The 21603-nt window shown below is 70.4% G+C and carries 24 protein-coding genes; 9 read left to right on the plus strand and 15 right to left on the minus strand.

Features of this window, described 5'->3' with window-relative positions; translation table 11 throughout:
• The first annotated feature begins 37 nt into the window (after nt 1–37).
• The 5 genes from ACIA6A_RS32185 to ACIA6A_RS32205 all read left to right on the plus strand — a co-directional run bounded on the left by ACIA6A_RS32185 (nt 38) and on the right by ACIA6A_RS32205 (nt 4188).
• Nucleotides 38–1336, plus strand: a complete 1299-nt coding sequence (locus tag ACIA6A_RS32185) for an Ig-like domain-containing protein (RefSeq protein WP_396101858.1) — start codon at nt 38–40, stop codon at nt 1334–1336.
• Nucleotides 1337–1458: 122 nt separating this feature from the next.
• Nucleotides 1459–2709 (plus strand): Ig-like domain-containing protein, encoded by a 1251-nt coding sequence (locus ACIA6A_RS32190; RefSeq protein WP_396101723.1) that lies wholly within the window; start codon nt 1459–1461, stop codon nt 2707–2709.
• Nucleotides 2710–2821: 112 nt separating this feature from the next.
• Nucleotides 2822–3334, plus strand: coding sequence for a GNAT family N-acetyltransferase (locus ACIA6A_RS32195; RefSeq protein WP_396101724.1), 513 nt, complete (start codon nt 2822–2824; stop codon nt 3332–3334).
• Between the two features lie 48 nt (nt 3335–3382).
• The gene (locus ACIA6A_RS32200) at nt 3383–3784 is read left to right on the plus strand and encodes a hypothetical protein (protein ID WP_396101725.1); all 402 of its coding nucleotides are present in this window, start codon (nt 3383–3385) and stop codon (nt 3782–3784) included.
• Nucleotides 3785–3930: 146 nt separating this feature from the next.
• Nucleotides 3931–4188 carry a hypothetical protein gene (locus ACIA6A_RS32205; protein ID WP_396101726.1) on the plus strand — a complete coding sequence of 86 codons (258 nt, stop codon included), beginning with the start codon at nt 3931–3933 and terminating at the stop codon, nt 4186–4188.
• Here ACIA6A_RS32205 and ACIA6A_RS32210 read toward each other — a convergent pair.
• Together ACIA6A_RS32210 and ACIA6A_RS32215 are read right to left on the minus strand one after the other, a co-directional pair.
• Nucleotides 4166–4501: a PRC-barrel domain-containing protein gene (locus ACIA6A_RS32210; protein WP_396101727.1), complete on the minus strand. Its 336-nt coding sequence runs from the start codon at nt 4499–4501 to the stop codon at nt 4166–4168. The two genes, ACIA6A_RS32205 and ACIA6A_RS32210, sit on opposite strands and share 23 nt — an antisense overlap.
• A 34-nt stretch (nt 4502–4535) precedes the next feature.
• Nucleotides 4536–4967 carry a response regulator gene (locus tag ACIA6A_RS32215; protein ID WP_396101728.1) on the minus strand — a complete coding sequence of 144 codons (432 nt, stop codon included), beginning with the start codon at nt 4965–4967 and terminating at the stop codon, nt 4536–4538.
• 223 nt (nt 4968–5190) lie between these two features.
• Between ACIA6A_RS32215 and ACIA6A_RS32220 the strand changes: the two genes are divergently transcribed.
• The gene (locus ACIA6A_RS32220; protein ID WP_396101729.1) at nt 5191–7959 is read left to right on the plus strand and encodes a transglycosylase domain-containing protein; all 2769 of its coding nucleotides are present in this window, start codon (nt 5191–5193) and stop codon (nt 7957–7959) included.
• Here ACIA6A_RS32220 and ACIA6A_RS32225 read toward each other — a convergent pair.
• From ACIA6A_RS32225 to ACIA6A_RS32270, 10 genes are all read right to left on the minus strand, one after another.
• Complete coding sequence (locus tag ACIA6A_RS32225; protein WP_396101730.1) at nt 7859–8782, minus strand: type II secretion system F family protein; 924 nt, start codon at nt 8780–8782, stop codon at nt 7859–7861. The genes ACIA6A_RS32220 and ACIA6A_RS32225 overlap by 101 nt on opposite strands.
• The gene (locus tag ACIA6A_RS32230) at nt 8782–9738 is read right to left on the minus strand and encodes a type II secretion system F family protein (RefSeq protein ID WP_396101731.1); all 957 of its coding nucleotides are present in this window, start codon (nt 9736–9738) and stop codon (nt 8782–8784) included. Before ACIA6A_RS32230 ends, ACIA6A_RS32225 begins: the two co-directional genes overlap by 1 nt.
• Complete coding sequence (locus tag ACIA6A_RS32235; RefSeq protein ID WP_396101732.1) at nt 9735–11099, minus strand: CpaF family protein; 1365 nt, start codon at nt 11097–11099, stop codon at nt 9735–9737. Before ACIA6A_RS32235 ends, ACIA6A_RS32230 begins: the two co-directional genes overlap by 4 nt.
• Complete coding sequence (locus ACIA6A_RS32240; RefSeq protein ID WP_396101733.1) at nt 11096–12271, minus strand: CpaE family protein; 1176 nt, start codon at nt 12269–12271, stop codon at nt 11096–11098. Before ACIA6A_RS32240 ends, ACIA6A_RS32235 begins: the two co-directional genes overlap by 4 nt.
• Nucleotides 12268–13020, minus strand: a complete 753-nt coding sequence (locus tag ACIA6A_RS32245) for a Flp pilus assembly protein CpaB (protein WP_396101734.1) — start codon at nt 13018–13020, stop codon at nt 12268–12270. Before ACIA6A_RS32245 ends, ACIA6A_RS32240 begins: the two co-directional genes overlap by 4 nt.
• Nucleotides 13021–13030: 10 nt before the next feature.
• Nucleotides 13031–14113, minus strand: coding sequence for a pilus assembly protein TadG-related protein (locus tag ACIA6A_RS32250; RefSeq protein ID WP_396101735.1), 1083 nt, complete (start codon nt 14111–14113; stop codon nt 13031–13033).
• Nucleotides 14101–14514: a TadE/TadG family type IV pilus assembly protein gene (locus ACIA6A_RS32255; RefSeq protein ID WP_396101859.1), complete on the minus strand. Its 414-nt coding sequence runs from the start codon at nt 14512–14514 to the stop codon at nt 14101–14103. The genes ACIA6A_RS32250 and ACIA6A_RS32255 overlap by 13 nt, the downstream gene beginning before the upstream one ends.
• A complete protein-coding gene (locus ACIA6A_RS32260) occupies nt 14511–14729 on the minus strand; it encodes a Flp family type IVb pilin (protein ID WP_396101736.1) in 219 nt (72 codons plus the stop codon). The genes ACIA6A_RS32255 and ACIA6A_RS32260 overlap by 4 nt, the downstream gene beginning before the upstream one ends.
• Nucleotides 14730–14831: 102 nt before the next feature.
• A complete protein-coding gene (locus ACIA6A_RS32265) occupies nt 14832–15182 on the minus strand; it encodes a DUF2750 domain-containing protein (RefSeq protein WP_396101737.1) in 351 nt (116 codons plus the stop codon).
• 75 nt (nt 15183–15257) lie between these two features.
• Nucleotides 15258–15731, minus strand: coding sequence for a DUF2000 domain-containing protein (locus ACIA6A_RS32270; RefSeq protein ID WP_396101738.1), 474 nt, complete (start codon nt 15729–15731; stop codon nt 15258–15260).
• Between the two features lie 71 nt (nt 15732–15802).
• Between ACIA6A_RS32270 and ACIA6A_RS32275 the strand changes: the two genes are divergently transcribed.
• The 3 genes from ACIA6A_RS32275 (at nt 15803) to ACIA6A_RS32285 (ending at nt 17287) form a co-directional block, all read left to right on the plus strand.
• The gene (locus ACIA6A_RS32275; protein ID WP_396101739.1) at nt 15803–16267 is read left to right on the plus strand and encodes an Lrp/AsnC family transcriptional regulator; all 465 of its coding nucleotides are present in this window, start codon (nt 15803–15805) and stop codon (nt 16265–16267) included.
• Between the two features lie 9 nt (nt 16268–16276).
• Nucleotides 16277–16762 carry a GNAT family N-acetyltransferase gene (locus ACIA6A_RS32280; protein WP_396101740.1) on the plus strand — a complete coding sequence of 162 codons (486 nt, stop codon included), beginning with the start codon at nt 16277–16279 and terminating at the stop codon, nt 16760–16762.
• Between the two features lie 66 nt (nt 16763–16828).
• Complete coding sequence (locus ACIA6A_RS32285; RefSeq protein WP_396101741.1) at nt 16829–17287, plus strand: hypothetical protein; 459 nt, start codon at nt 16829–16831, stop codon at nt 17285–17287.
• A 78-nt stretch (nt 17288–17365) separates the two neighbouring features.
• Here the strand turns inward: ACIA6A_RS32285 and ACIA6A_RS32290 are convergent, their stop codons facing one another.
• From ACIA6A_RS32290 to ACIA6A_RS32300, 3 genes are all read right to left on the minus strand, one after another.
• Nucleotides 17366–19900, minus strand: a complete 2535-nt coding sequence (locus ACIA6A_RS32290; RefSeq protein WP_396101742.1) for a lipopolysaccharide biosynthesis protein — start codon at nt 19898–19900, stop codon at nt 17366–17368.
• Nucleotides 19901–20012: 112 nt separating this feature from the next.
• Nucleotides 20013–20489, minus strand: a complete 477-nt coding sequence (locus tag ACIA6A_RS32295) for a GrpB family protein (RefSeq protein ID WP_396101743.1) — start codon at nt 20487–20489, stop codon at nt 20013–20015.
• The gene (locus ACIA6A_RS32300) at nt 20486–21592 is read right to left on the minus strand and encodes a magnesium and cobalt transport protein CorA (protein ID WP_396101744.1); all 1107 of its coding nucleotides are present in this window, start codon (nt 21590–21592) and stop codon (nt 20486–20488) included. The genes ACIA6A_RS32295 and ACIA6A_RS32300 overlap by 4 nt, the downstream gene beginning before the upstream one ends.
• Nucleotides 21593–21603 lie beyond the last annotated feature (11 nt).

Below are 21603 nucleotides of genomic sequence, written 5' to 3' on the forward strand. Positions count from 1 at the left end.
CAGGATGTCCGCGCAGAACATGAGAACGGGGCAGAAGATGGTCAGCATGCGGCGCTCGCTCCTCGCAGTCGTGGCTTTGGTAGTGGTTGCACCCCTTTCGCTCACCGCGTGCGGGGACGGCGCCAAGGAACCCGACGCTGCGGCCTGGGTGGGCACTTCGTCCGCTCCTGCCCCGGAATCGTCGGCATCAGAAGGAACGACCGGAACATCCGAATCCGGGGCGGTGGACGGCGGCCAGTCCAGCGCCGTTTCACTGAGTGTGACTCCGGCCACCGGCAAGAAGAGCGTGCCGGTCAGTGCCGAGATCGGCTTCAAGGTCAGCGGCGGCAAGGTGACGACCGTCGCCCTCAAGGACGAGAAGGGCAAGGCCGTCGCGGGCGGGCTGCGTGACGACGGTTCGGCCTGGGTGCCGGCCAAGCCCTTGAAGAACAGCAAGGTGTACGAGGCGAGCGTCACCGCCGTGGACGACGCGGGCGCCTCGAAGACCGAGACCACGAAGTTCACCACCATGGCCAAGCCGGCCAAGAAGACCGGCACCGGCCTCTACCTCTTCGACGATCACACGTACGGCGTCGCCATGCCGATCGTCGTCGAGTTCAACCCGGGCATCAAGAAGAACGACCGGGCGGCCGTACAGAAGCGCTTGTTCGTCAAGAGTGAGCCGTCGCAGCCCGGCACCTGGTCCTGGACCTCGACCGGCACCCAGGTCTACTACCGCCCGCCCAAGTTCTGGCAGAGCGGCACGACGATCACCGTCCGCGCCGCCGTGGGCGGCCTGCCGACCGGCTCCGGTCGCTACGGCGACCAGGACCGTGGCGCGACCGCCAAGATCGGCCGTAGCCTGATCATGAGCGTCGACAACAAGACCAAGCAGATGACGGTCGTCAAGAACGGCAAGAAGGTGCGCACGCTGCCGGTCAGCCTCGGCTCTCCGAAGCACCCGTCGTCGAGTGGCACCATGGTCGTGATGGAGAAGATGGCCGCGACGGTCTTCGACACGATGGACGAGATGCCCGCCGGCGAGGGCTACATCACCGACATCGAGTACGCCCAGCGGCTGACCTGGTCGGGGCAGTACATCCACTCCGCGCCGTGGTCGGTCGGCTCCCAGGGCCGGCGCAATGTGTCGCACGGTTGTGTCAACGTTGCTCCGTCGCAGGCGAAGTGGTTGTTCGACACGACACTCATCGGTGATCCCATCACCATCCGGGGTACCGAGGACAAGCTGGCGGAAGGCAACGGCTGGACGCCATGGGACATGAGCTGGAAAGAGTTCGTGAAGGGCAGTGCCCTCCCGGTGGCGGCCGACCTGGCCGCGCAGGATGGCCAGGCCTGAAGCTTGAAGCGTAAAGTGTCACCCGGGTTCGTCGACGTGGCGACTGGCACGAATCCGGGATTGGGGGGTCTGGCATCCATGACGGATGATGGGCGCCGGACGAAAGTGCGGTGAGAGGGATCATGAGGCTTCGTGGATCGACCGGCCAGGCCGGCAAGCAGCGGTGGCGTGCTGCCGCGGCGGCGATGGTGGCCGCGACAGTTCTGCTCAGTGCCGGCTGCAGCGGCGGCGGCGACGACAGCTCGGCCACGCCACAGTGGCAGGGCGGCTCCCAGGGCAGCGGTGAGCCCGGTGCCGAGTCCCCCTCGCCGCAGCCCACGCTCAGCACGGTCGCGGTGACCGCACCGGCCGCGGACGCGACCGGGGTCAAGGCGATCACCGAGATCAAGTACACCTCCGAGGACCCGTCGAACACCACGGTCGAGGTCAAGGACGCCGACGGCGCCGAGGTCCAGGGCACGCTCGACAAGGACGACAAGGTCTTCAAGCCCGCCAAGGCGCTCGCCTGGGGCAAGACCTACACGGTCACCGTCAACGGCACCCCGTCCGGCGACAAGGGCGGCAGCACCACCAGCACCTTCACCGTCATGAAGAAGCCGTCCCAGCTCGTCCGGGTCTCCAGCTTCCTCGGCGACAGCCAGAAGGTCGGCGTCGGCATGCCGGTCATCATCAAGTTCAGCCGCTCCGTCCCCAAGAGCAACCGCGCCGAGGTCGAGCGCCGCATGGTCGTCACAGCCAAGCCGGCCCAGGAAGGCTCGTGGTACTGGATCAGCGGCACCGAGATGCACTACCGCCCCAAGGTCTTCTGGAAGGCCAACTCCAAGGTCTCCTACAAGATCTCCCTGGGCGGCGTCGAGATGGACAAGGGCTGGTACGGCCGCTCCGACCTGACCGTCGACTTCAACGTCGGCCGCTCGTTCATCATGGTCGCGGACAGCAAGAAGAAGCAGATGACCGTCACCCAGGACGGCGAGGTCATCAAGAAGCTGCCGATCAGCCTCGGCAAGGCCAGCACCCCGTCCTCCAGCGGCACCGCGGTCATCATCGAGAAGAAGGAACACACCGTCTTCGACACGATGGACGAGCTGCCCGAGGGCGAGGGCTACCGCACCAAGATCGACTACGCCCAGCGCTACACCTGGGGCGGCGAGTTCGTCCACGCGGCGTCCTGGTCCGAGGGCGTGCAGGGCAAGCAGAACGTCTCCCACGGCTGCGTCAACGTCTCCGAGGCCATGGGCAAGTGGCTCTTCGACCGCACCCTCATGGGCGACGTGGTCCAGGTCAAAGGCACCGGCCGCCAGCTGCAGTGGCAGAACGGCTGGACCGACTGGAGCATGAGCTGGGACGAGTACAAGAAGGGCAGCGCTCTCTGAGCGTTCCCCCATCAGCATCACCCGGGCCGGTCGATCACTCGACCGGCCCGGTCCGTGTCCCGCCCCGGAAACCGTTTGCGCCGGCGCCCGCCCAGCGACCACGCTGACCAGCGTGCTGATCCGACGAGAAACAGATGCCGACCACCAGGCGGTCTTTGACTTGCACGACGCCGCCTTCGCCCGGCCCGGCGTCTCGATCGCCGTGGAGGCCGAACTCGTCGGCGCGCTGCGAGCGGCCGGCGACATCATCCCCGCCCTGTCGCTGGTGGCCGAGATCGACGGCCGGGTCACCGGTCACGTACTCGGCAGCCGGGCCCGCATCGGCGAGCGCCCCTCCATCGGCATCGGCCCGCTCGGCGTGCTCCCCACCCACCAGCGCCAGGGCGTCGGCAGCGCCCTCATGCACGCCGTCCTGGCGGCGGCCGACGCATTGGACGCGCCCGAGGTGATCCTGCTCGGTGACCACGGTTACTACCGGCGGTTCGGCTTCCGGCTCGCCCGGTCCCTCGGGGTGATTCCCCCGCAGCCCGGCTGGGAGGACCACTTCCAGATCCGCACCCTGTCCGCCTGGACCGGCAAGGAGACAGGGTCGTTCCGCTACGCCCCGGCCTTCGACGCCGTCTGAGTGGGGCCCGCCAGCGGTCCGATCCGGCCCGACCCTTACTCTCAGGCGGTGATCCAATCACTGGGTGTATTGGTCTTGGTGGTGGCGCTCGGCGGATGCTCCGATCAGGCCGAGGAAGCGGAGCCCCGTCAGCCGGCAGCAGCGGTGACGGTGGCCTCCGCGAGTGCCGTGCTTGATGATCCGCCGGGCACACTGGCCTGCGGCAAGGCGGTCGCGGCCGTCCGCGAGGGCACCGTCACCACCCCGGGGGTGGCCGACGCCATCCTGCGAGCCAGCGAGACCGCGGACGCTCCGGTCGCGGACGCCGCCCAGCGACTCGCGCAGGCCTACGCCACCGCGGTCGCGGCAGCAGGTGCCGACGACGAGCCGGACAAGGTCGCCGCGGTGAGCGCCGCCGCCGCCGAGATGGTCAGCGTCTGCCGCGACTCCGGTCTCGAGACCGCCGGCTGACCCGGTGCCGGGGGTGGACGGCTCTGGCTACGGTCGGCACGGTGAACGATCCCCTCGACTCCGGCGTCGTGGACACCTGTGCGGCCTAACTCGCCCTTGCCGACCGCTATGAGCCCGGCCCGGACTCCCGATTCGAACGCAACCTGGTGACCTGGCACGTGCTGGCCCAGGGTGGGCTGGTCGTCCGGGGCCCGAACATCGCCGAGCTGGGTGTTCGCACCGACTGGCCGGCGCTGGCGCGGCGGACCCGGGAGAATCTCGCGCTCGGCACGTACGGCGACCGCTGGCACCGGATCATCCGGGAGGCGCTGCGGATCCGGCTCGGTGGGCCCGGGCCGCTTTACCGCAACCCGCTGCGGCGCCATGCGGACGTGGTGGCCGTTATGACGCACGTCCTGAGATGAGCCAGTTCCAGGCGCGGCGCAGGCCGTCGGTGGGGGTGTCGGTGTCGGCCGGCTCGGGGAGCTGGCCCGCGGACTGGGTGATGATCACGCCGCGTTCGAAGATGCCGTCGATGACGGTGGCCTCGGCATAGCGGTGGCCCTCGGGGGTTTTCACGATCAGGCCGTGGAAGATGTCGTCGCGGTCGTCGGCGAGAACGTGTTCGACCTTGCCCACCTCGGCACCCGCCCGGTCGTAGACCGGGGTGCCGTCGCTGAGCACGAGATATGACTGCGGCGCGCCGAGGTCCTCAGGCGCGGTTTCGGTGTCGGCCATGACCGGGGCATTACCCCCGGGGGCGTCCGGAAAACTACTCGCCGGGCGGGAGGATCGCGACCTCGCGGTAGAAGCGGTCGATCGTCCGGACCGTCGACTCGAACTCGTCGAGGCCGAACGGCTTCGTCACGTAGGCGTTGGCCCGGTGCTGGTAGCTGGACTCGATGTCGGGGGCCGCGCCGGAGGTGGTCAGTATGACGACGGGGATGGTCTTGAACTGGTCGTCGGTCTTGATCGCGGCGAGCGTCTCGCGGCCGTCCATGCGGGGCATGTTGAGATCGAGCAGGATGAGGTCGGGCCGCTGGGCCTGCTCGAACGGGGTGTGGCGGCGCAGGTAGTCGAGGGCCTCGCGGCCGTCGGCGACCCGGTTGACCGTGGTCAGCCGCTCGGTGTTCTCGAGGGCCTCCGAGATCATGAAGGCATCAGCGTCGTCATCGTCGACGACGAGGATCTCGAGACTTCGCACGGTGCCCCCTTGTTTGCAGTGGCGCAAGCATAGGTGCGGTGGCTGCGGACCACCAATCTCGGGCGGTATGAATTCGGACAAGGCGAGATGTGTCTCATATCCCGATCATGCAACCTACGCGAAACAGCTGGTCACGGCGCGTAGATGAAAGGTGAGTGAGTCTTCACTCAAAGTAGTCAAGCATAGAGTGCCACGGATTTCCCGGCATCTCCGTCTTTGGTGAGTGAAGTGGAAAAGAGTCCTTGTCCGGCTCCTGGTGGTCGTGGTGTTCTATGCGCTCACCGGGGCGGCCGCAGCCGAGGCGTACGTCGAGTCCGTGCCGCTTCCGGACGTACCGGTGCAGCCGCAGGCGTCGACTCTGTACTTCCGGGACGGCACCACGATCCTGGCCCGGGTGGGCACCGTCGACCACAGTGACGTGCCGCTGGACGCGGTGCCCGAGGCGGTCCGGTCGGCGGTCCTGGCCGCCGAGGACCGCGACTTCTACGAGCATGGCGGCTTCTCGATGCGCGGGGTGGTGCGCGCGGTCGTCGCCGATGTGAGCGGGAGCAGCCGGCAGGGCGCCTCGACCATCACCCAGCAGTACGCCCGCAACGCCTTCCTCACCCAGGACGTGTCGGTCGAGCGCAAAGCCAAGGAACTGGCGCTGTCGGTGCAGCTCGAGCGGACGTACACGAAGGACCAGATCCTCGAGCGCTACCTGAACACGATCTATTACGGACGTGGGGCGCAGGGCATCGCGGCGGCGGCGAACGCGTACTTCGGCATCACGCCGGACCGGCTGACCGCGGCCCAGGGTGCGGTGCTCGCCTCGGTTATCAAGGATCCGTGGGGGTTCGACCCGGCCAACAACGCCAAGGCCGCCCGGCAGCGGTGGAACTGGGTGGTCAAGGCGCAGCGGGACCTCGGCTGGCTCGAGGGTGACCTCGAATATCCGCCGGTGTCGGCGAAGTGGGCGAAGGATCCCGGCGCCGACGGCCTGATCATCGACCGGGTGGAGCGTGAACTGGCCGCCCACGGGGTGACCGCGCAGACGCTGCACACCGGTGGGCTGTCGGTGACCACGACCCTGGACGCGACCGCGCAGCGGGCCGCCGTCGACCAGGTCGAGCGGAAGATCGAGCAGGCGACCGGCAAACCGGTGGGACAGAAGGACGGGTTGCGGGCCGCGCTGGTCGCGCTCGATCCCGCGACCGGCGGGGTACGCGCCTACTACGGCGGCAAGGGCAGCGGCTATTTCGACGACTCCTCGGCATCGCACCCGGCCGCTTCCACGTTCAAGCCGGTCGTGCTCGCGGCGGCGCTGCGGCAGGGGATCGGCCTGCTCTCGCGCTGGGACGGCAGTTCACCGCGGATCTTCCCGGGCCGCCTCGGGGTGCCGCTCAAGAACCACCTCGACCTGCAGTGTCCCAGCTGCACGCTGCAGGAGGCGATGGTCGACTCGCTCAACACGCCGTTCTACGCGGTCACCGAGGAGATCGGCGCTGACCGGGTCCGGGACATGGCGTGGGCGCTCGGCATCCCGCGCACATACGGCACCGCGCCCACGCTGGTCGACGTCAAGGGCGACCCCAAGCCCGGCAGGACCAGGGCGGACATCGCGATCGGACGGTACGCCGTGACGCCGGCCGATCTTGCCACCGTCTATGCCACGTTCGCCTCGGGTGGCGTACGCCATGATCGGTTCTTTGTGCAGAAGGCGGACGACGCCGCCGGCAAGCGGGTCTACACGGCGGTGCCGAAGTCGGCGCCGGTGCTCGACGAGGCGGCGGCGGCCGACATCTCGACCGCGCTCGCCGCGGTCGTGCGCAACGACAAGGTGGTGCCCGGGCGCCCGGCCGCGGGCAAGACCGGGACCCAGCAGTGGGCGAACACGAAAGACAACCAGGACGCGTGGATGGCCGGGTACACGCCCGATCTCGCGACGGTGGTGTGGCTCGGCAAGGCGAAGCCGGGCCCGATCCGGGACAGGAACGGTAAGGCGATCGACGGGGACACCGTGCCGGCCCGGCTGTGGCGCGACTTCACCCGCGACGCGCTGGCCGGATCGCCGGTCGTCGCGCTGCCAGAAGCCGCGCACGTGGGCCGGACCGACGTCGGCGACGCCGGCCGCTCGCACAAGACATCCCCCGAGAGCGGCGAGAGCAGCAAGAAGAACAGCAAGAAGAGCGACGGCAGACCCGGATTCGGTACGCCGGTGGTGCGCACCCAGGGCACCGGCAAGCGCCTGGCCCTGACGTTCGACGACGGGCCTTCCGGGTACACGCCGGAGGTGCTCGACATCCTCGCGGCGAACGGGGTGAAGGCCACGTTCTGCATGGTCGGCGAGGAGGTGGAACGCTATCCGGAGCTGGTCCGGCGGGTCATCGCCGAGGGGCACGTGCTGTGCAACCACTCCTGGAAGCACGACGACCTGGGCACGATGACCGCGGCGCGGGCCCGGGCGGACATCGAGCGCACCGACGCGGCGATCGCGGTGGCGGCTCCCGGCGCGACCGTGCCGTTCTTCCGTGCCCCGTACGGCTCGTGGGGCGCCTCGGCCAAGGAAGGCGCGGAGCTCGGCCACACCCCGCTGGGCTGGGTGGTCGACCCGGACGACTGGCTGCTGCCCGGCGCGGACGTCATCGCCGACCGGATCGAGAAGAACCTCACGCCCCGCGCGGTGGTGCTGGTGCACGACGGCGGCGGCGAGCGGGAGCAGACCATCGCGGCCCTGACGAAGCTGATCCCGAGGCTGAAGGCGGACGGCTGGACGTTCGACCTGCCGGAGCGGACGGTCGCCTCGAAACCCCTGCCGAGCCTGGCACCGACGCCGAGCACGCCGCCACCATCGGAGACGCCGCCGTCCCAAGAGCCGGAGCCGGAGCCGGAACCCAGCGCGGAGCCGTCGGTCAGCGTCCCAGCGTATCCAGGAGGCGAAGGATCCCCGGACCCAGAATCACCACAAAAATCACCGGGAACAGGCAGAACAGCACCGGGAACAGGAGCTTGACCGGCACCTTCTGGGCCTGCTCCTCGGCCCGCTGACGGCGCTTGGTGCGCTGGTCGCGGGCGTGCTCCCGCAGCACGCCGGCGATCGGCACACCGAGCTCGCCGGCCTGGATCACCGCGGTCACGAACGCCCGCAGTTCGCGCACGGTGGTGCGGGCCGCCAGCGACCGCAGCGCCTCGGTCCGCGACACGCCGATCTTCATCTCCTGCAGCACCCGGTGCACCTCGGCCGGCATCGGGCCGTCGAGGTTCGCCGCGACCTGGGCCATCGCGGCGTCCAGCCCGAGCCCCGCCTCGACGCCGATGACCAGCGCGTCCAGCACGTCCGGCAACGACTTCGCGAGTTCGCGCTGCCGCTTGGTGCCCAGGTCGTACGCGATGAGGTCCGGGGTGAACAGCCCGAGCACCGCCGCGGCGGGACCGGCCAGCAGGGCTCCCCGCGCCCCGGCGAGGGTGGCGCCGCCGAGCGCCCCGGCCAGGCCCATGCCGACGAGGAGCTGGGCGCGGCGGCGGACCACCGTGGCGATGAGCCGGTCCTCCGGGTTCCCGGCGTAGTCGAGGAGCCGCTCGAGGCGTACCCGTGCCCCGGCCGGGGTGACCACCCGGCCGAGCAGGTCGAAGGCCTCGACCGTCGCCGTGCGCAACCGCCGGTCCAGGGTCGGCCCGCGCTCGTCGAGCAGCTTGCCGCGGTCGTGGCTGAACATGCCGAGCGTGCGCATCATGCGTTCGCCGCGGGTCGGCGGCAGCGCCACGGCCAGCAGGAACAGGCCGGCGGCCGCGCTCCCGGCCAGGATCGCGACGATCTCGACCAGCAACAGTCCCATCAGACCTCCACCCGGACCACGCGGCGCAGCCAGAGGCCACCGGTGATGAGCAGGCCGACCGCGACCGCGATCATGACCAGCCCGCGCGGGTCGGTGTAGAGCGGCCGGATGTAGTCCCGGCGGAACAGGACCATCCACGCGCCCATGATCAGCGGCATGGCCAGCAGGATCCCCGCGGACAGCCGGCCCTCGGCGGACAGCGCCTGCACGCTGCGTTTGAGTTGCTGGCGCTCGCGCATGGTGTCCGCGGTGGTCTGCAGCACCTCGGACAGCGAGCCGCCCACCTCCCGCTGCAGCCGGATCGCCATGACCAGCCACGTCATGTCGTGGTTGCCGGTGCGCAGCCCGACGCCCTCCAGCGCGTCCTCGAGTTCGGCGCCGAGCCGGGTCTCCGACAGTGCCCGGCGCAGCTCGGCCGAGACCGGGCCGTCGTCGTCGCGGACCGCGTTCTCGATGCCGTGCTGCAGGGTGAAACCGGAGCGCAGCGAGCTGACGACCATCTGCAGGGTCTCCGGCAGCTCCTCGGCGAAGCGTTGTTTGCGGCGTTCGACGCGGCCCTGCAGCAGCGCGTTCGGCAGCAGGAACCCGGCGATCAGGCCGGCCGGCACCCCGATGAACCAGGGCAGGACCAGGCCCAGCACGAGGGCCGTCACGAGCGCCACGGCGGACCGGATCACCAGCCACTCGCCCGGGCGCACCGGCAGCGCGGCCGCGTCCAGCAGCGTGTGGTTGTCGAGCCTGCCGATCCGGGCGAGCTGCTCGCCGGCCCGGGTGGCCCGATGCCGCACCGCGGCCAGCAACCGCCCCTTGGTGACCGGTGCCTGCACCGCGAAGCGCCGCAGGTCGGCCAGGCGCCGCTGGAAGAACGTGCGGCCGAGGAAGACCTCCAGGACGAGGTACGCGATCAGTCCCACCGCCCCGGCCGACGCCACGATCGCGAGCACGAGCCACTTCATCGGCGTCCCTTGGTGAACAGCGCCGGGGCCATGGTGACGCCGTACACGGCCAGTTCGTCGGCGAACCGGGGACGCAGCCCGGTCGGTTCCAGCCGGTTCGTCTTGTAGTCGAACAGGAAGAGGTCCTGCAGGCTGACGACATCCGACTCCATCCCGACCACCTCGGAGATGTGGGTGATCCGGCGGCTGCCGTCCTTGAGCCGGCTGACCTGCAGGATGACGTCGACCGCGGCGGCGATCTGGTCCCGGATGGCGCGCAGCGGCAGGTCCAGGCCGCCCATCAGCACCATCGTCTCCATCCGGGCGATCGCGTCGCGCGGGGTGTTCGCGTGCAGCGTGGTCAGCGAGCCGTCGTGGCCGGTGTTCATCGCCTGCAGCATGTCGAGCGCGGCGGCGTCGCGGACCTCGCCGACGACGATCCGGTCGGGCCGCATCCGCAGCGCGTTGCGCACCAGGTCGCGGGTGCTGATCGCGCCCCGGCCCTCGGAGTTCCTGGGCCGTGACTCCATCCGCACCACGTGGTCCTGGCGCAGCTGCAGCTCGGCGGCGTCCTCGATGGTCACGATCCGCTCGTCGTACGGCACGTACGCGGACAGCACGTTGAGCATCGTGGTCTTGCCCGAGCCGGTGCCGCCGCTGACCACGATGTTGCGCCGGCCCCGGACCGCGTTCTCCAGGAACTCGGCGGTCTTCGCGGTCAGCGTGCCGAACCGGATGAGGTCGTCCACGGTCAGCGGCGACATCGAGAACTTGCGGATGGTCAGCGACGAGCCGTCCAGTGCCACCGGTGCCACCACCGCGTTGACCCGGGAGCCGTCCGGCAGCCGGGCGTCGACCATCGGGCTGGCCTCGTCGACCCGGCGCCCGACCCGCGAGCAGATCCGGTCGATGATGCGCCGCAGGTGCGCCTCGTCGTCGAACTCCACGTCGGCGCGTTCGAGCCGGCCGTAGCGCTCGACGTAGATCAGGTCGGGGCCGTTCACCATGACCTCGCTGACCGACGCGTCGCGCAGCAGCGACTCGATCGGCCCGTGCCCGAGCACGTCGTCGGTGACGTCCCGGATGATCCGGGCCTTGTCGGCGCCGGCCAGCGGGGTCTGTTCGCGCGCGATCAGCTCGGTCAGGGTCTGCCGGACCCGCTCGTCGAGGTCGTCACCCTGCGCCCCGGTCGCGTACAGGGTGGGCCCGAGTTCGTCGGCGAGCTGGCGCTGGATCCGCAGGCGCACCTCGGTGACCGCGTCACCGGCCTGCATGCCGGCCGCGCGGTACCGCTGTTCGGTGGCGGAGGCCGGGCCCTCCTCCGGCGCCGGCGGGGCGACCGGGGCCTGGGTGCGCGCGGCGATCCGCGCGGACAGGCTCACCGGCGCCGCCCGAAGGCGAACAGCTTGCGGCGGGTCTCCTGCGAGCTCATCACGCCCGAGCAACGGTCGGCAAGCCGGCGCATGGCGAGGCTGACCGGGTGTGTCGGGTCCTGCAGCACGATGGGTACACCGCGGTTCACCGACACCGGCACGTCCCGCGACGACGGCACGTGCACCGACAGGTGGGCGCCGACCGCCTCCTCGACGTCCTCGGTGGTCAGCCCGACCTCGGTGTTGGCCCGGTTGAACACCACGAGCCGCCGGTCGCGCGGGTATTCCAGCAGGTCGAACATCTCGATGGTGAGCCGCACGCTCTTGAGCGTGGGCAGGTCGGGCGTGACGATCGGCACAAACCAGTCGGAGAGGTCCAGCGCGGACAGCACCTGGTCGGTGACCGCGGGCGGGGTGTCCAGGATGATGTAGTCGTACATGCCGCGGGCCACCTCGAGGACCTCGGTGACCAGCTCCCGGCTGACGTGCTCGCCCTCGGCCGGGCTGCTCGGGGCCAGCAGCGCGTCCATGCCGGGGCGGTACGGCGTGATCACCGAGCGCAGCCCGGCCTCGTCCACCTTGCCGCCCATCGAGATCGCGTCGGAGAAGCTCCGGTTCGGTGGCAGCTGCAGCATGATCGCCACGTCGCCGAACTGCAGCGCCAGGTCGACCAGCAGCACCCGCCGGTTGCCGTCGCCGGACAGCGCCGCCGCCAGGTTGGTCGCCACGACGCTCTTGCCGCACCCGCCCTTGCCCGCGAACACCGTGATGATCTTGGCGGCCTGGGCCTGGTCACCGGCGCTGCGCATGGAGGTGCTCAGCGCCTTCGACAGGTCGATCGAGCGGGCCGCCGCGACCCGGATCCCCTCGGCGTCCAGCTCCTCGAGGACCTCCCGGATCCCGGCGCGCATCGCCCGCGCCAGCACGTCCGGTTCCAGCGTCCGGCGCAGGAGCAGCACACCGATCAAAGGCCGCTGCACCCGCTGGTACGACGTGAAGGTCAGCGCCGCCTCGAGATCCACCGTGGCGCCGATCATCACCAGCAGCGTCTCCGGGTTGCGCGGCAGATGCGCGTCGAGGTCGTCGAGGTCGCTGACGACGTCGAAACCGTAGTCGGCGTACAACGATCCGACCGTGCTGCGCCGCTCGGCGTCCGGCTCCACATAGACGTAGAAGGTCACGGCTTCCCCTTCGGCCAGAGGGAGTCCAGGTCCACCGCCGCGGACGGGGTGACCTCGGCCCCGGCCCCGAGCAGCCCGAGATACAGCTCCGCGGTCTGCGCGGCGTGCACGAGCCGGGTCGCGTCCTGCTGGTCCACCGCGAGCGTCACCGGGTACGTCCGGCCGGCCGCGGAACTCTTGGTGGTGGACGTCGTGGGCCGCACGTCGCTGGGCTGCCCGCTGGTGATGCTGATGACCGTCACCGCGGTCAGCAGCACCCGGGTCTTCTGCGCGCCGGGCGGCTGCCCCTTCGGGTACGTCACGAACACGGTGACCCGGTCCCCGGACGCGACCTTCGCGGCGACCCCGGGGGCCATGCCGACCTCGACGCTGACGCCGAGCTGCCCGTCCGGCACCCCCACGGTCGACGCCGACCCCGGGTCGGCGCTGCTGAACAGCCCCCGCATCAGCAGCTGCTGCGGTGCGAGGTCGGCGGTCAACCGCAACCGGTCCAGATCGGCGCCCAGCACGTCGAGCGTGCCCTCGGGCACCGTCTCGGCCGGCATGACCACCGTCCGGGCCAGCTTCAGCCGTTTGATCTCGGCCCCGGTCGTGCCGGCCGCGATCCGCTTGTCGGCCAGCAGCACCGAGACCGCCCGCCGCCCGTCCACCGCCCGCTGATCGACGCCGCGCGCGTACAGCAGCATGGAGACCCCGCTGAGCCCGGCGAGGACCAGCGCGGCCAGCGCGATGAGAATCCGGCGTCGCATCATTTCTCCGTCATCCGGTACGCCCGATCACCGTCACGCCGTAGTCCCCGGGTACATCATCGATGAACCGGGGCTGCGACCGAGGCGCGAGCACGCGAGTGAAATAGCCGGTCAGGCAGGTGTACGGGCTGCAGTCCCCGATGCCGCCGGTGGGCTGGAACGCCGCGAACCCGACGACGGTGACCTGCCCGGGCCCGGCGTGGACCGTGCCGTCGTCGGCGGGCGGTGCGCTGCCGTAGATCGCGACCAGCAACGGGGCCCGGTTCCGGGCGTCCGACACGGCCTGGCCGCAGGCCGACATCCAGGCCGTACCGTCGGGAGTCTGGCTCTGGGCGAGGGTGAGGACCGTGACCTGTTCCGGCGGTGCCGGGGTGACGCGGCAGTCCCGGGCCGGCAGGTCGCCGTCCAGCCAGGCGTAACCGCAGCTGTCGTCGCTGCCGTCGACCTGCCGGATCGCGATGTCGTCGGCGGCCGTGGCCGGCGGCAGCGAGCGCATCGGCACGACGGCGGATTCCCCGGCCTGCGCGGGTGCCCGGCGGTAACCGTCGTCCGGCACGCAGGACGCGGCGATGCCGAGCGCGGTGACCTCGAGGTTGTCCGCCGGGCCCCAGGAGACCCGGGAGCAGGCGCCCACCGTCGTGCCCCGGCCGGACAGCGGCGCGGGCATGGTCAGGTTCCCGGCGTCCTGGTAATAGGCGCGGACCTCGACGTAGTCACCGAACGTCAGCCGCAGCGACGGGCACTCGACGTCGGTGTTCCACACCGCGCAGTCGATGCCGTCGACGCAGACCTGCCCCGCGAGCGCCGCGCTGGTGTCGTTGTTCGGGCGCGGGCCGTAGAGCTGCGCGGCCACCAGCTCGTCGACGGTGGGTTGCTGGGCTGCGTTCGTACACGTGTCAGGGTTCTCGACGCAGGCCTCGGCCACCGCCCAGGCCGCCGCGTCCGCGCCGGACTGGAGCTGCTCGCGCTTGGCGTAGAGCCCGCCCACGTCGACGACCAGACCGGTGAGGCCGATCAGGACCCCACCGGCGAGCAGCACGGCGACGAGGACGGCGACCGCTCCCTCGTCGTCGGCGCGCGTCAGCCGACGCATGGCATCACACCGGTGGCGTGCAGCGTGAAGTTCGTGACGTCACGGCGGCCGAACGTCGCCATCAGGCTGCCCAGGCCGGTCGGTGAGTCCCAGGTGAGGGTGAGGTCGACGGTGGCGTAGTCGCCGTCGTCGCACGAGGTGGTGATCCGCCGGTCCAGCTGCGTGCTGGTGTCCGGGCCGAGGATCCGCGCGATCGTGCGGTCGACCTCGTCCGGGTCGCCGCTGAGCGCGGCCACCCGGGCGCCCTGGTGGGCGGCCTCGGTGAGGTTCAGCTGGCGGTTCCAGCCCAGCCCGAACTCGATGATGCCGAAGACGATCAGCAGCAGCAGGGGCAGCACGATCGCCATCTCGACGGCGGCCGCACCATGGTCGGCACGGTGCGACCGCGGTCGCGCGATCAGCTGCCGGAGTCGTCCGTCCCGCCGCCGAGCTGGTTGGCCACATCGTCGAACATGGCGTCGATGTTGCCGCCCAGCAGCGTCACGCTGGAGATGATGATGACGGCGATGAGGCCGACCAGCAGCGCGTACTCCACCGCGGTGGCGCCGTCGTCGTCGAGCGCCAGGTCGCGGGAGGGAAAGCGACGCGCCATCTCGCGCAGCAGGGTGATGAGCATCGTGGTTCTCCTTCTCGGGTGCCGCGACCGATTGCGCCGGCATGGTCAGCCTGTCGCAATGTGTATCGGTCCCCGGGGGAATCACTGAAGCTTTTGGCGTGGTCACGGCAGCTCTTCGAACCAGGCTGCTACCTGAGCGGGCATCAGGTCGTAGCCGGTCGCCCGGGTGCCGGCCCAGTTGACGCCGACCAGCACGTCGTCCCGGCGCAGGCCGGGCAGCCAGCTGTCCAGCCAGTCCGACACGGGGATCTCGACCACGTCGAAGCCCTGGAACGCGCCGACGGTGGAGACGACCCGCTTGGCGCGCGACTGCTTGGACCAGAACGGCATGGCCCGCGTCCCGTCCGCACCCTGGGGGGCGGGGTACCCGCGGGAGTCCCGGATCGACCAGACCCGGCCCTCGAGGGGTACCTCACGGCGGAACGCCGCGGTATGTGCAGCACTGAGCGACATTGCCGTCCCCCTCCTGACCCGACGCTGCCCCTATCGTCGCTTGTCAGAGGGTTGAAGGTGATTTGAACCAATAAATCAGGCCAGCAGACCCAGCCCCCGCACCAGCTTGTCGACCCGGTTCCGGGGCCCCACCAGGGAAATCGCGTGGTATTCGAGCTGCTCGGCGGTGCTGTCGGCGACCTGGCGCAGGTATTCGTCGTACACCCGGGTGCTCTGCCCGTTCGACGGCATGTCCGCGACGAAGACACCGAGCGACTCCACCGCCCGGGCCCTGATCTCGCTCAGCCGCGCGGCGGGCGCGCCGAGCACGGTGCACCCGGCCCACGGCAGCCCCGGATGCACGGAACCGCCGGCGTCCTTCGCCTCCGGCCCGATCAGGCCGGGCACCGCGGTCGCGGTCGTGGCGGCCACGCAGATCGCGGCGTTGGCGGCGCGCCCGGACGGCATCGCCTCGTCGACCACCACCACCCACTTGAGCCGGGCGGAGCGGGTCGACTCGTCGGTACGAATTTCGGCAGGTTCGAATCCGACCGTATTTGCAGCACTCATAGTTGGAAATGCTAAGCATCCACACGAAATGGGAGCAAGGAATCCGTACTTAATTCGGCTAGGGTGGTCCGGTGGCCGACCTGGACGAACTTGATACGGCGATCCTGCGCGAACTGCAGGTGGACGCACGGCGCACCAACCGCGACATCGCGGCCGCGGTGGGGGTCTCCCCGACGACCGCGCTGGACCGGACCCGGGCGCTGCGTGACCGCGGCGTCATCCGCGGCGCCAGCCTGACCGTCGACCTCGCGGCGATCGGCCGCCCGGTCCAGGCGCTGATCGCGGTCCGTATCCGGCCACCGTCGCGCCGCAACATCGAGGCGTTCCGCAACTGGGCGGCGGCCCTGCCCGACACGCTCGGCGTCTTCGTCACGTCGGGCACCGAGGACTTCCTCATCCATGTCGCGGTCCCCGACAACGACAGCCTGTACGCGTTCGTCATCGACCGGCTCACCGAGCACGCGCACGTGGCCGACGTCCGCACGTCCGTGGTCTACGAGCACCTCCGCAACGACCGCATCGGCCCGGCGTCGTAAGGTCGCGACATGGAGATCAGGAACGCGACCCCGCAGGATTGGCCGGCCATCTACCCGTTCTGGTCGGGCATCGTCGAGGCGGGGGAGACGTACGTCTATCCCCGGAACGCGAGCAGCGCCGATGCCCAGGCGCTCTGGATGGAGCCCGCGCCGAGCCATGTCGTGGTGGCGGTCGACGGGGAGCAGATCCTCGGCACGGCCAAGATGGGCCCCAACCGGCCGGGGCGGGGGTCGCACGTCGGCACCGCCAGTTTCATGGTCGACCCGCAGGCGCGGGGCCGCGGCGTGGGCCGGGCGCTCGGCGAGTACGCCCTGAACTGGCTGCGGGAGGCCGGCTACCACGGTGTCCAGTTCAACGCGGTGGTGGAGACGAACACGGCGGCCGTACAGCTGTGGAAGTCCCTGGGTTTCGATGTGGTCGGCACCGTCCCGGAAGCGTTCGACTCGGCATCGCAGGGCCTCGTAGGACTGCATGTCATGTACCAGAAACTGTAATTCTGCCCCCGGAGTTCGATTTGCCGCCTAGCGTGGGGTAAATCGGACTTCCAGGAGGTATTCGGCATGAGTAAGACTCGGCGGATCGCGGCGATGACGATGGCGGCGACGGCGGCCGCCGGACTGGCGGCGGTGACCACCGGAGCTCCCGCCGCGGCGGCGGCCCGGGGGCCGCACCTGATCACGGAATGGACCCGGCCGGTCGCGCCGGGGACGGCCACCTGGGTCGATCTGTACTGGAAGACCGGCAAGCCGGTGTGCGACGCCGAGGTCCGGCTCAGCGGCAAGGACGTCGAGGTCACCTACCCGGCCAACACCGACACCTACTCGTCGTTCTCGAAGAGCGCGGATCTCAAGGCGGGTAAGACCGACCGCACCGCGTTCCGGGTGACGGCCGCGTACGACAAGTCGGTGGTCGTGCCGCTGGAGGCGAAGCTGACCTACCACACCTGCGGCAAGGACGCGGTCGAGAAGGTCAAGAAGTTCCCGGTGAAGCTGACCGTCGTGGCCGGCGTCGAGTTCTGAGACCGGTCGAGTTCTGAGACCGGGATACGCGCGGCCGGCGGGGGGCTGCCGGCCGCGCGTAGGTTCCCCGGGGGTGCCTCAGCGGGCCGCCATGATCACGGTCGCCGGGCAGGTGCAGACCATCTCCAGCGCCCGGGCCAGGACCGCCGGGTCGTACGTCGAGGCGTGGAACGTGGCCTCGAGGTGCAGCACCCCGTTCATCTCGGACGTGGTCAGCGTGATGCCGTCCGGGCCGCTCGCGGTCGGGACGCTCTGGTTGACCCGGCCCTCCGGACCGACCGCCCAGGGCAGGTCGCCGAGCATGTCGTGCCGGCCCTGATTGCTGAACGTCAGCGCCGGGTGCGGCGCGACCGGTGCCACGGCCGGGTACGGGTCGGGCAGGCCCTGAATGCCGCTGAGCAGCATCTTGCCCTCACGCAGCACCATCATCGTGAGGATCCGGCCGGTCGCCAGCTCCGCCTTCAGCGTCGAGTGGATCGAGCGCGGGTCGGTCAGGCTCTCCGCCGACAGGTACGGCCCCATCACGAAGTTGCTGTCGATGCCGATGCCCTTGCCGAGATAGCGCCGGGCGTCGGCGAGGAAGACTCCACCGCGCAGGTCGGGCTGCAATCCGAGCTCCTGCAGCGCCCCGGCGAACGCCGCGAACGTGATCGCCGACGTGGTCACCCCGGGCGCGTGCTGGTCCCGCCAGGTGCGCATGTCGCCGAGCACGGTCGCCGACCGGGCCGTCACCACGGTGAGATCGGCGGCCCACGGGCGTACCGGGCCCTCCTCGTGCACCGGCGGGCGGGCGAAACTCAGGCCCTGCTTCCAGCGGCCCGGCTTGGTGCCGAACTGCTTCCACCACGCCACCGGCAGCGCCCAGCGGTGCCGCACCGAGGGGCCGATCACCGCGGGACGCTCCTCGGCGGCCGCCCGGACCACCTCGCGCAGCAGCACGTTGACCGGGCCCGCGTCACCATAGGCATGCGACACCTTCATCGCCACATAACCACCGCCGACCAGGAAACGTACGGGATGGTGGCCCCGTTCCTCGGCCTGCAGCCGCCGGCTCATCGCGTCGAAGTCGACCGGCCCGGCACCGAGGTCGGTGACCGCCTCCCGCACGTATGCGGCGAAGCCCGTCGCGTCCATGTGCAGCCAGCGGGCGCCCTTGCGGTCGAGCCGGGACACCGCCCGGTGGGTGGGATCGGCGGCGTGCAGCCCGATCAGCGCCGCCCGCAGCCGCTCGGCGGTGACGCCGGTGAGCGGGCCGACGGTACGGATGTACTCGAGCGGCAGCCACGCGCGTTCACGCAGCGTCAGGCTCGTGGTGGACACGATGTTGTCTCCTTCGGGGGCATCCTTGGCGAACACGACACGCAGCACGGTGGGGGCGACCAGCACCATCTCGACCGCCATCACCACGGCTACCCAGGTGACCAGGTCGGTCAGGGTGCCGTGGGTGCCGCCCCACCAGGCCGCGACCAGTTCCGCGGCCCCGGCGAGAACCGAGAAGTAGCCGGCGCCGCGAACCGTGCCCTGCACGCGCGAGATCGCCAGGAAGAAGTGGTGGAACACGAACGGCAGGTAGGTCAGCGCCAGGATCATCAGCGCCGTCCCGGCGGCCTCGGCGTAGCTCGCGCCGAAGACCGACATGATCGGGCCGGAGAGCAGCGCCACGAACAGCGACGCCGGCAGGCCGACGGCCAGGCAGATCGCCAGGCCGACCCGGACCTTGGAGCGCAGCGCGGCCTTGTCGCCGCTCGCCACGGCGAACAGCGTCAGCGCCACGTTGCCGGGCACCATGGCGAGGAACGAGGTCACCATGAACGCGGTGTAGAAAGCGGCGTTGGCCTCGGCCGAGAGCGTCGCGATGACGACCAGCGGCAGGGCGGCCCGCGGCAGGTACGTCGCCAGGTTCAGCAGGTTGTGGTCGAACGTCGACCGGCCCCGGCCGCGCAGCAGGTGCACCCGGGGGCGCACCGAGTCGATCATTCGGCGTTTGCGCAGCGTCCGGCTCAGCACCGCGACCGACAGCACCATCCCGGCCACCCAGGTGAGCAGCAGTTGACCACCGGTGAGCGTGATCGGCAGCAGGGCCAGCACGCCGAGCAGCACGAGCTTGATGACCGAGAACCAGGCGTTGCGCATCAGCTGCAACGGGCCCTGCAACAGGCCGACCAGCGCCTCGTCCAGCACCAGCGTCATCGCGTTGAGCGCGATGCCGAACACCAGCAGCACGGTGGCGGGGGTGCCGCCGAGCGCGCTGCCCAGCCCGGGCAGCGCCCAGTGCGCGAGGCCGACGTAGATCAGGCCACCCACGGTGGCGGCGGACCCGGCGATGAGCAGGCAGGTGGAGATCAGTTCCCACTTGCGCCCGCGCAGCGACGACAGGTCCGAGATCAGCATGGTGCCCATGCCGAACATCCCGATCGTGCCGATCAGGGTCATCGCCGACACCGCGGCGGACGCCTGGCCCACGGCCGCCTCCGGGGCGGTCCGGGCGGCGAGCCACCAGTAGGCGAAGCCGAACAGCGAGGTGATCGCCGTGGTCGCCATCAGCGAGCCGGCGTTCAGGACCAGGTCCAGATGCCCGCGCAGGACGGCGATGAGGCCGGTACGTCTCTCCACGTTCCCCCCGTTGAGTGATCACCTCAACGGTAGTTACGGGGAGTAGCGATCTGCCACGGCGAAGAGGGGCAGTCCCGATCTTCTGTCCGGTCTGGACCGGCGATCCGAACGGTCACCTGTCCTTGCGCGCGGCCTCGGTCATCTCCAGCACCAGGCCGGACTTGCCGGCCGTGTACTCCTCGGTCGGCCCGAAACGGTCCATGAGCTCCCTTTTGCGTGCCACGTACCGTTCGTGCAGCTCCGGGTGGGTCCGCAGATAGTCGCGCAGCAGTCGCTCGCCGGCGTCCGCCCAGGTGCCGGCCGGCACCACGTGCAGCTGGTACCGCAGGCTGTCGTAGTCCTCGCGCCAGTAGAACAGCCGGTCCGGGAGGTCGGTGTTCTCGCTGCGGTAACCGAGAGTGAGCAGCGCGTCGTCGTTCACCTCGTCGAGGTCGACGGCGGCGGCGATCAGGTCGATCACCGGCTGGGCGGCCAGCCCGGGCACGGCGGTGCTGCCGATGTGCTCGACCGCGACGAACAACGGTGCGAGCACGACGACGGCGAGCCGCCCGGCTTCGGCCCAGCGCGGATCCGGCTCCGCGATCGTCACAACCAGCCCACTTTCTTCAGCCTGCGGTGCAGCGCCACGGCGGCGACGGCCATCACGAGGAGCACGGTGGGGTAGCCGTACTTCCAGTCGAGCCCGGGGAGGTTCGTGAAGTTCATCCCGTAGAGCCCGGCGACAGCGGTCTGCACGGCCGCGATGGCCGCCCACGAAGCGATCTTGCGCATGTCGTTGTTCTGATCCACCGAGACCTGGGCGAGCCGGGCCTGCAGGATGGAGTTGACCAGGTCGTCGAAGCCGGACACCCGGTCCACCGCCCGGGACAGCCGACTCCGTACGTCCACAAGGTACGGATACAACGCCGCCGGCACCACCCCGCCGTCGACAACCTTGTGCAACGGTTCCTGCAACGGCAGGACCGCCCGCTTGAACTCCACCATTTCCCGCTTCAACTGGTAGATGTGGGCGATGCCGGGCGCGTTCACCCGCTGCGCGAACGCGCTCTCCTCGACCCGTTCCAGGTCCCGTTCGACCTGGCCGGCGACCTCGAGATAGAGCTCCACCATCCGGTCGCACACCGCATAGGCGACGGCCCACGGACCCGCGGCCAGGAGTTCCGGTCGCGCTTCGAGCTCCTCGCGTACGGGCTTGAGCGCCCCCGCCGCACCGTGCCGCACGGTGATCACGAAATTCCGCCCGACCAGCACGGTCACGTCCCCGGTGTCGACGACCTCGGAGGTGGCCGTCAGCTCCTCGTGCTCGACGTACCGCGCGGTCCGCAGCACGAGCCGGGTGACCTCGCCGATCGTCTCGGCGGCCGGCCGGTGCCCACCGGCCGTGGCCTGTTCGGTGGTGAGTTCGTGCAGCCCGAAGACCGCGCCGACCGCGGCCATCGTCGCCTCGTCGGGTTCGTGCAGGCCCAGCCACACGAACGCGTCCCGTTGCCGTCCGGCGACCCGGGCCGCGTCCGTGTAGTGCTCGTGCCCGGGGCGCCGCGCACCGCCGTGGTACACCGCGCAGTCGACGACCGCACCGGGGTTGGGCCGCCGCTGCCGGGGCACCTCGGGGCGCGGCCGGCTCCACCCCTCGATGAACCGCCCCAGCGCCCTGGGGATCGCATAGGGCTCCCGCCGCCGCCACCCGACCATCGTTCGCGCCC

This window comes from Actinoplanes sp. NPDC051494, from assembly GCF_044454705.1.
Classification (GTDB): domain Bacteria; phylum Actinomycetota; class Actinomycetes; order Mycobacteriales; family Micromonosporaceae; genus Actinoplanes.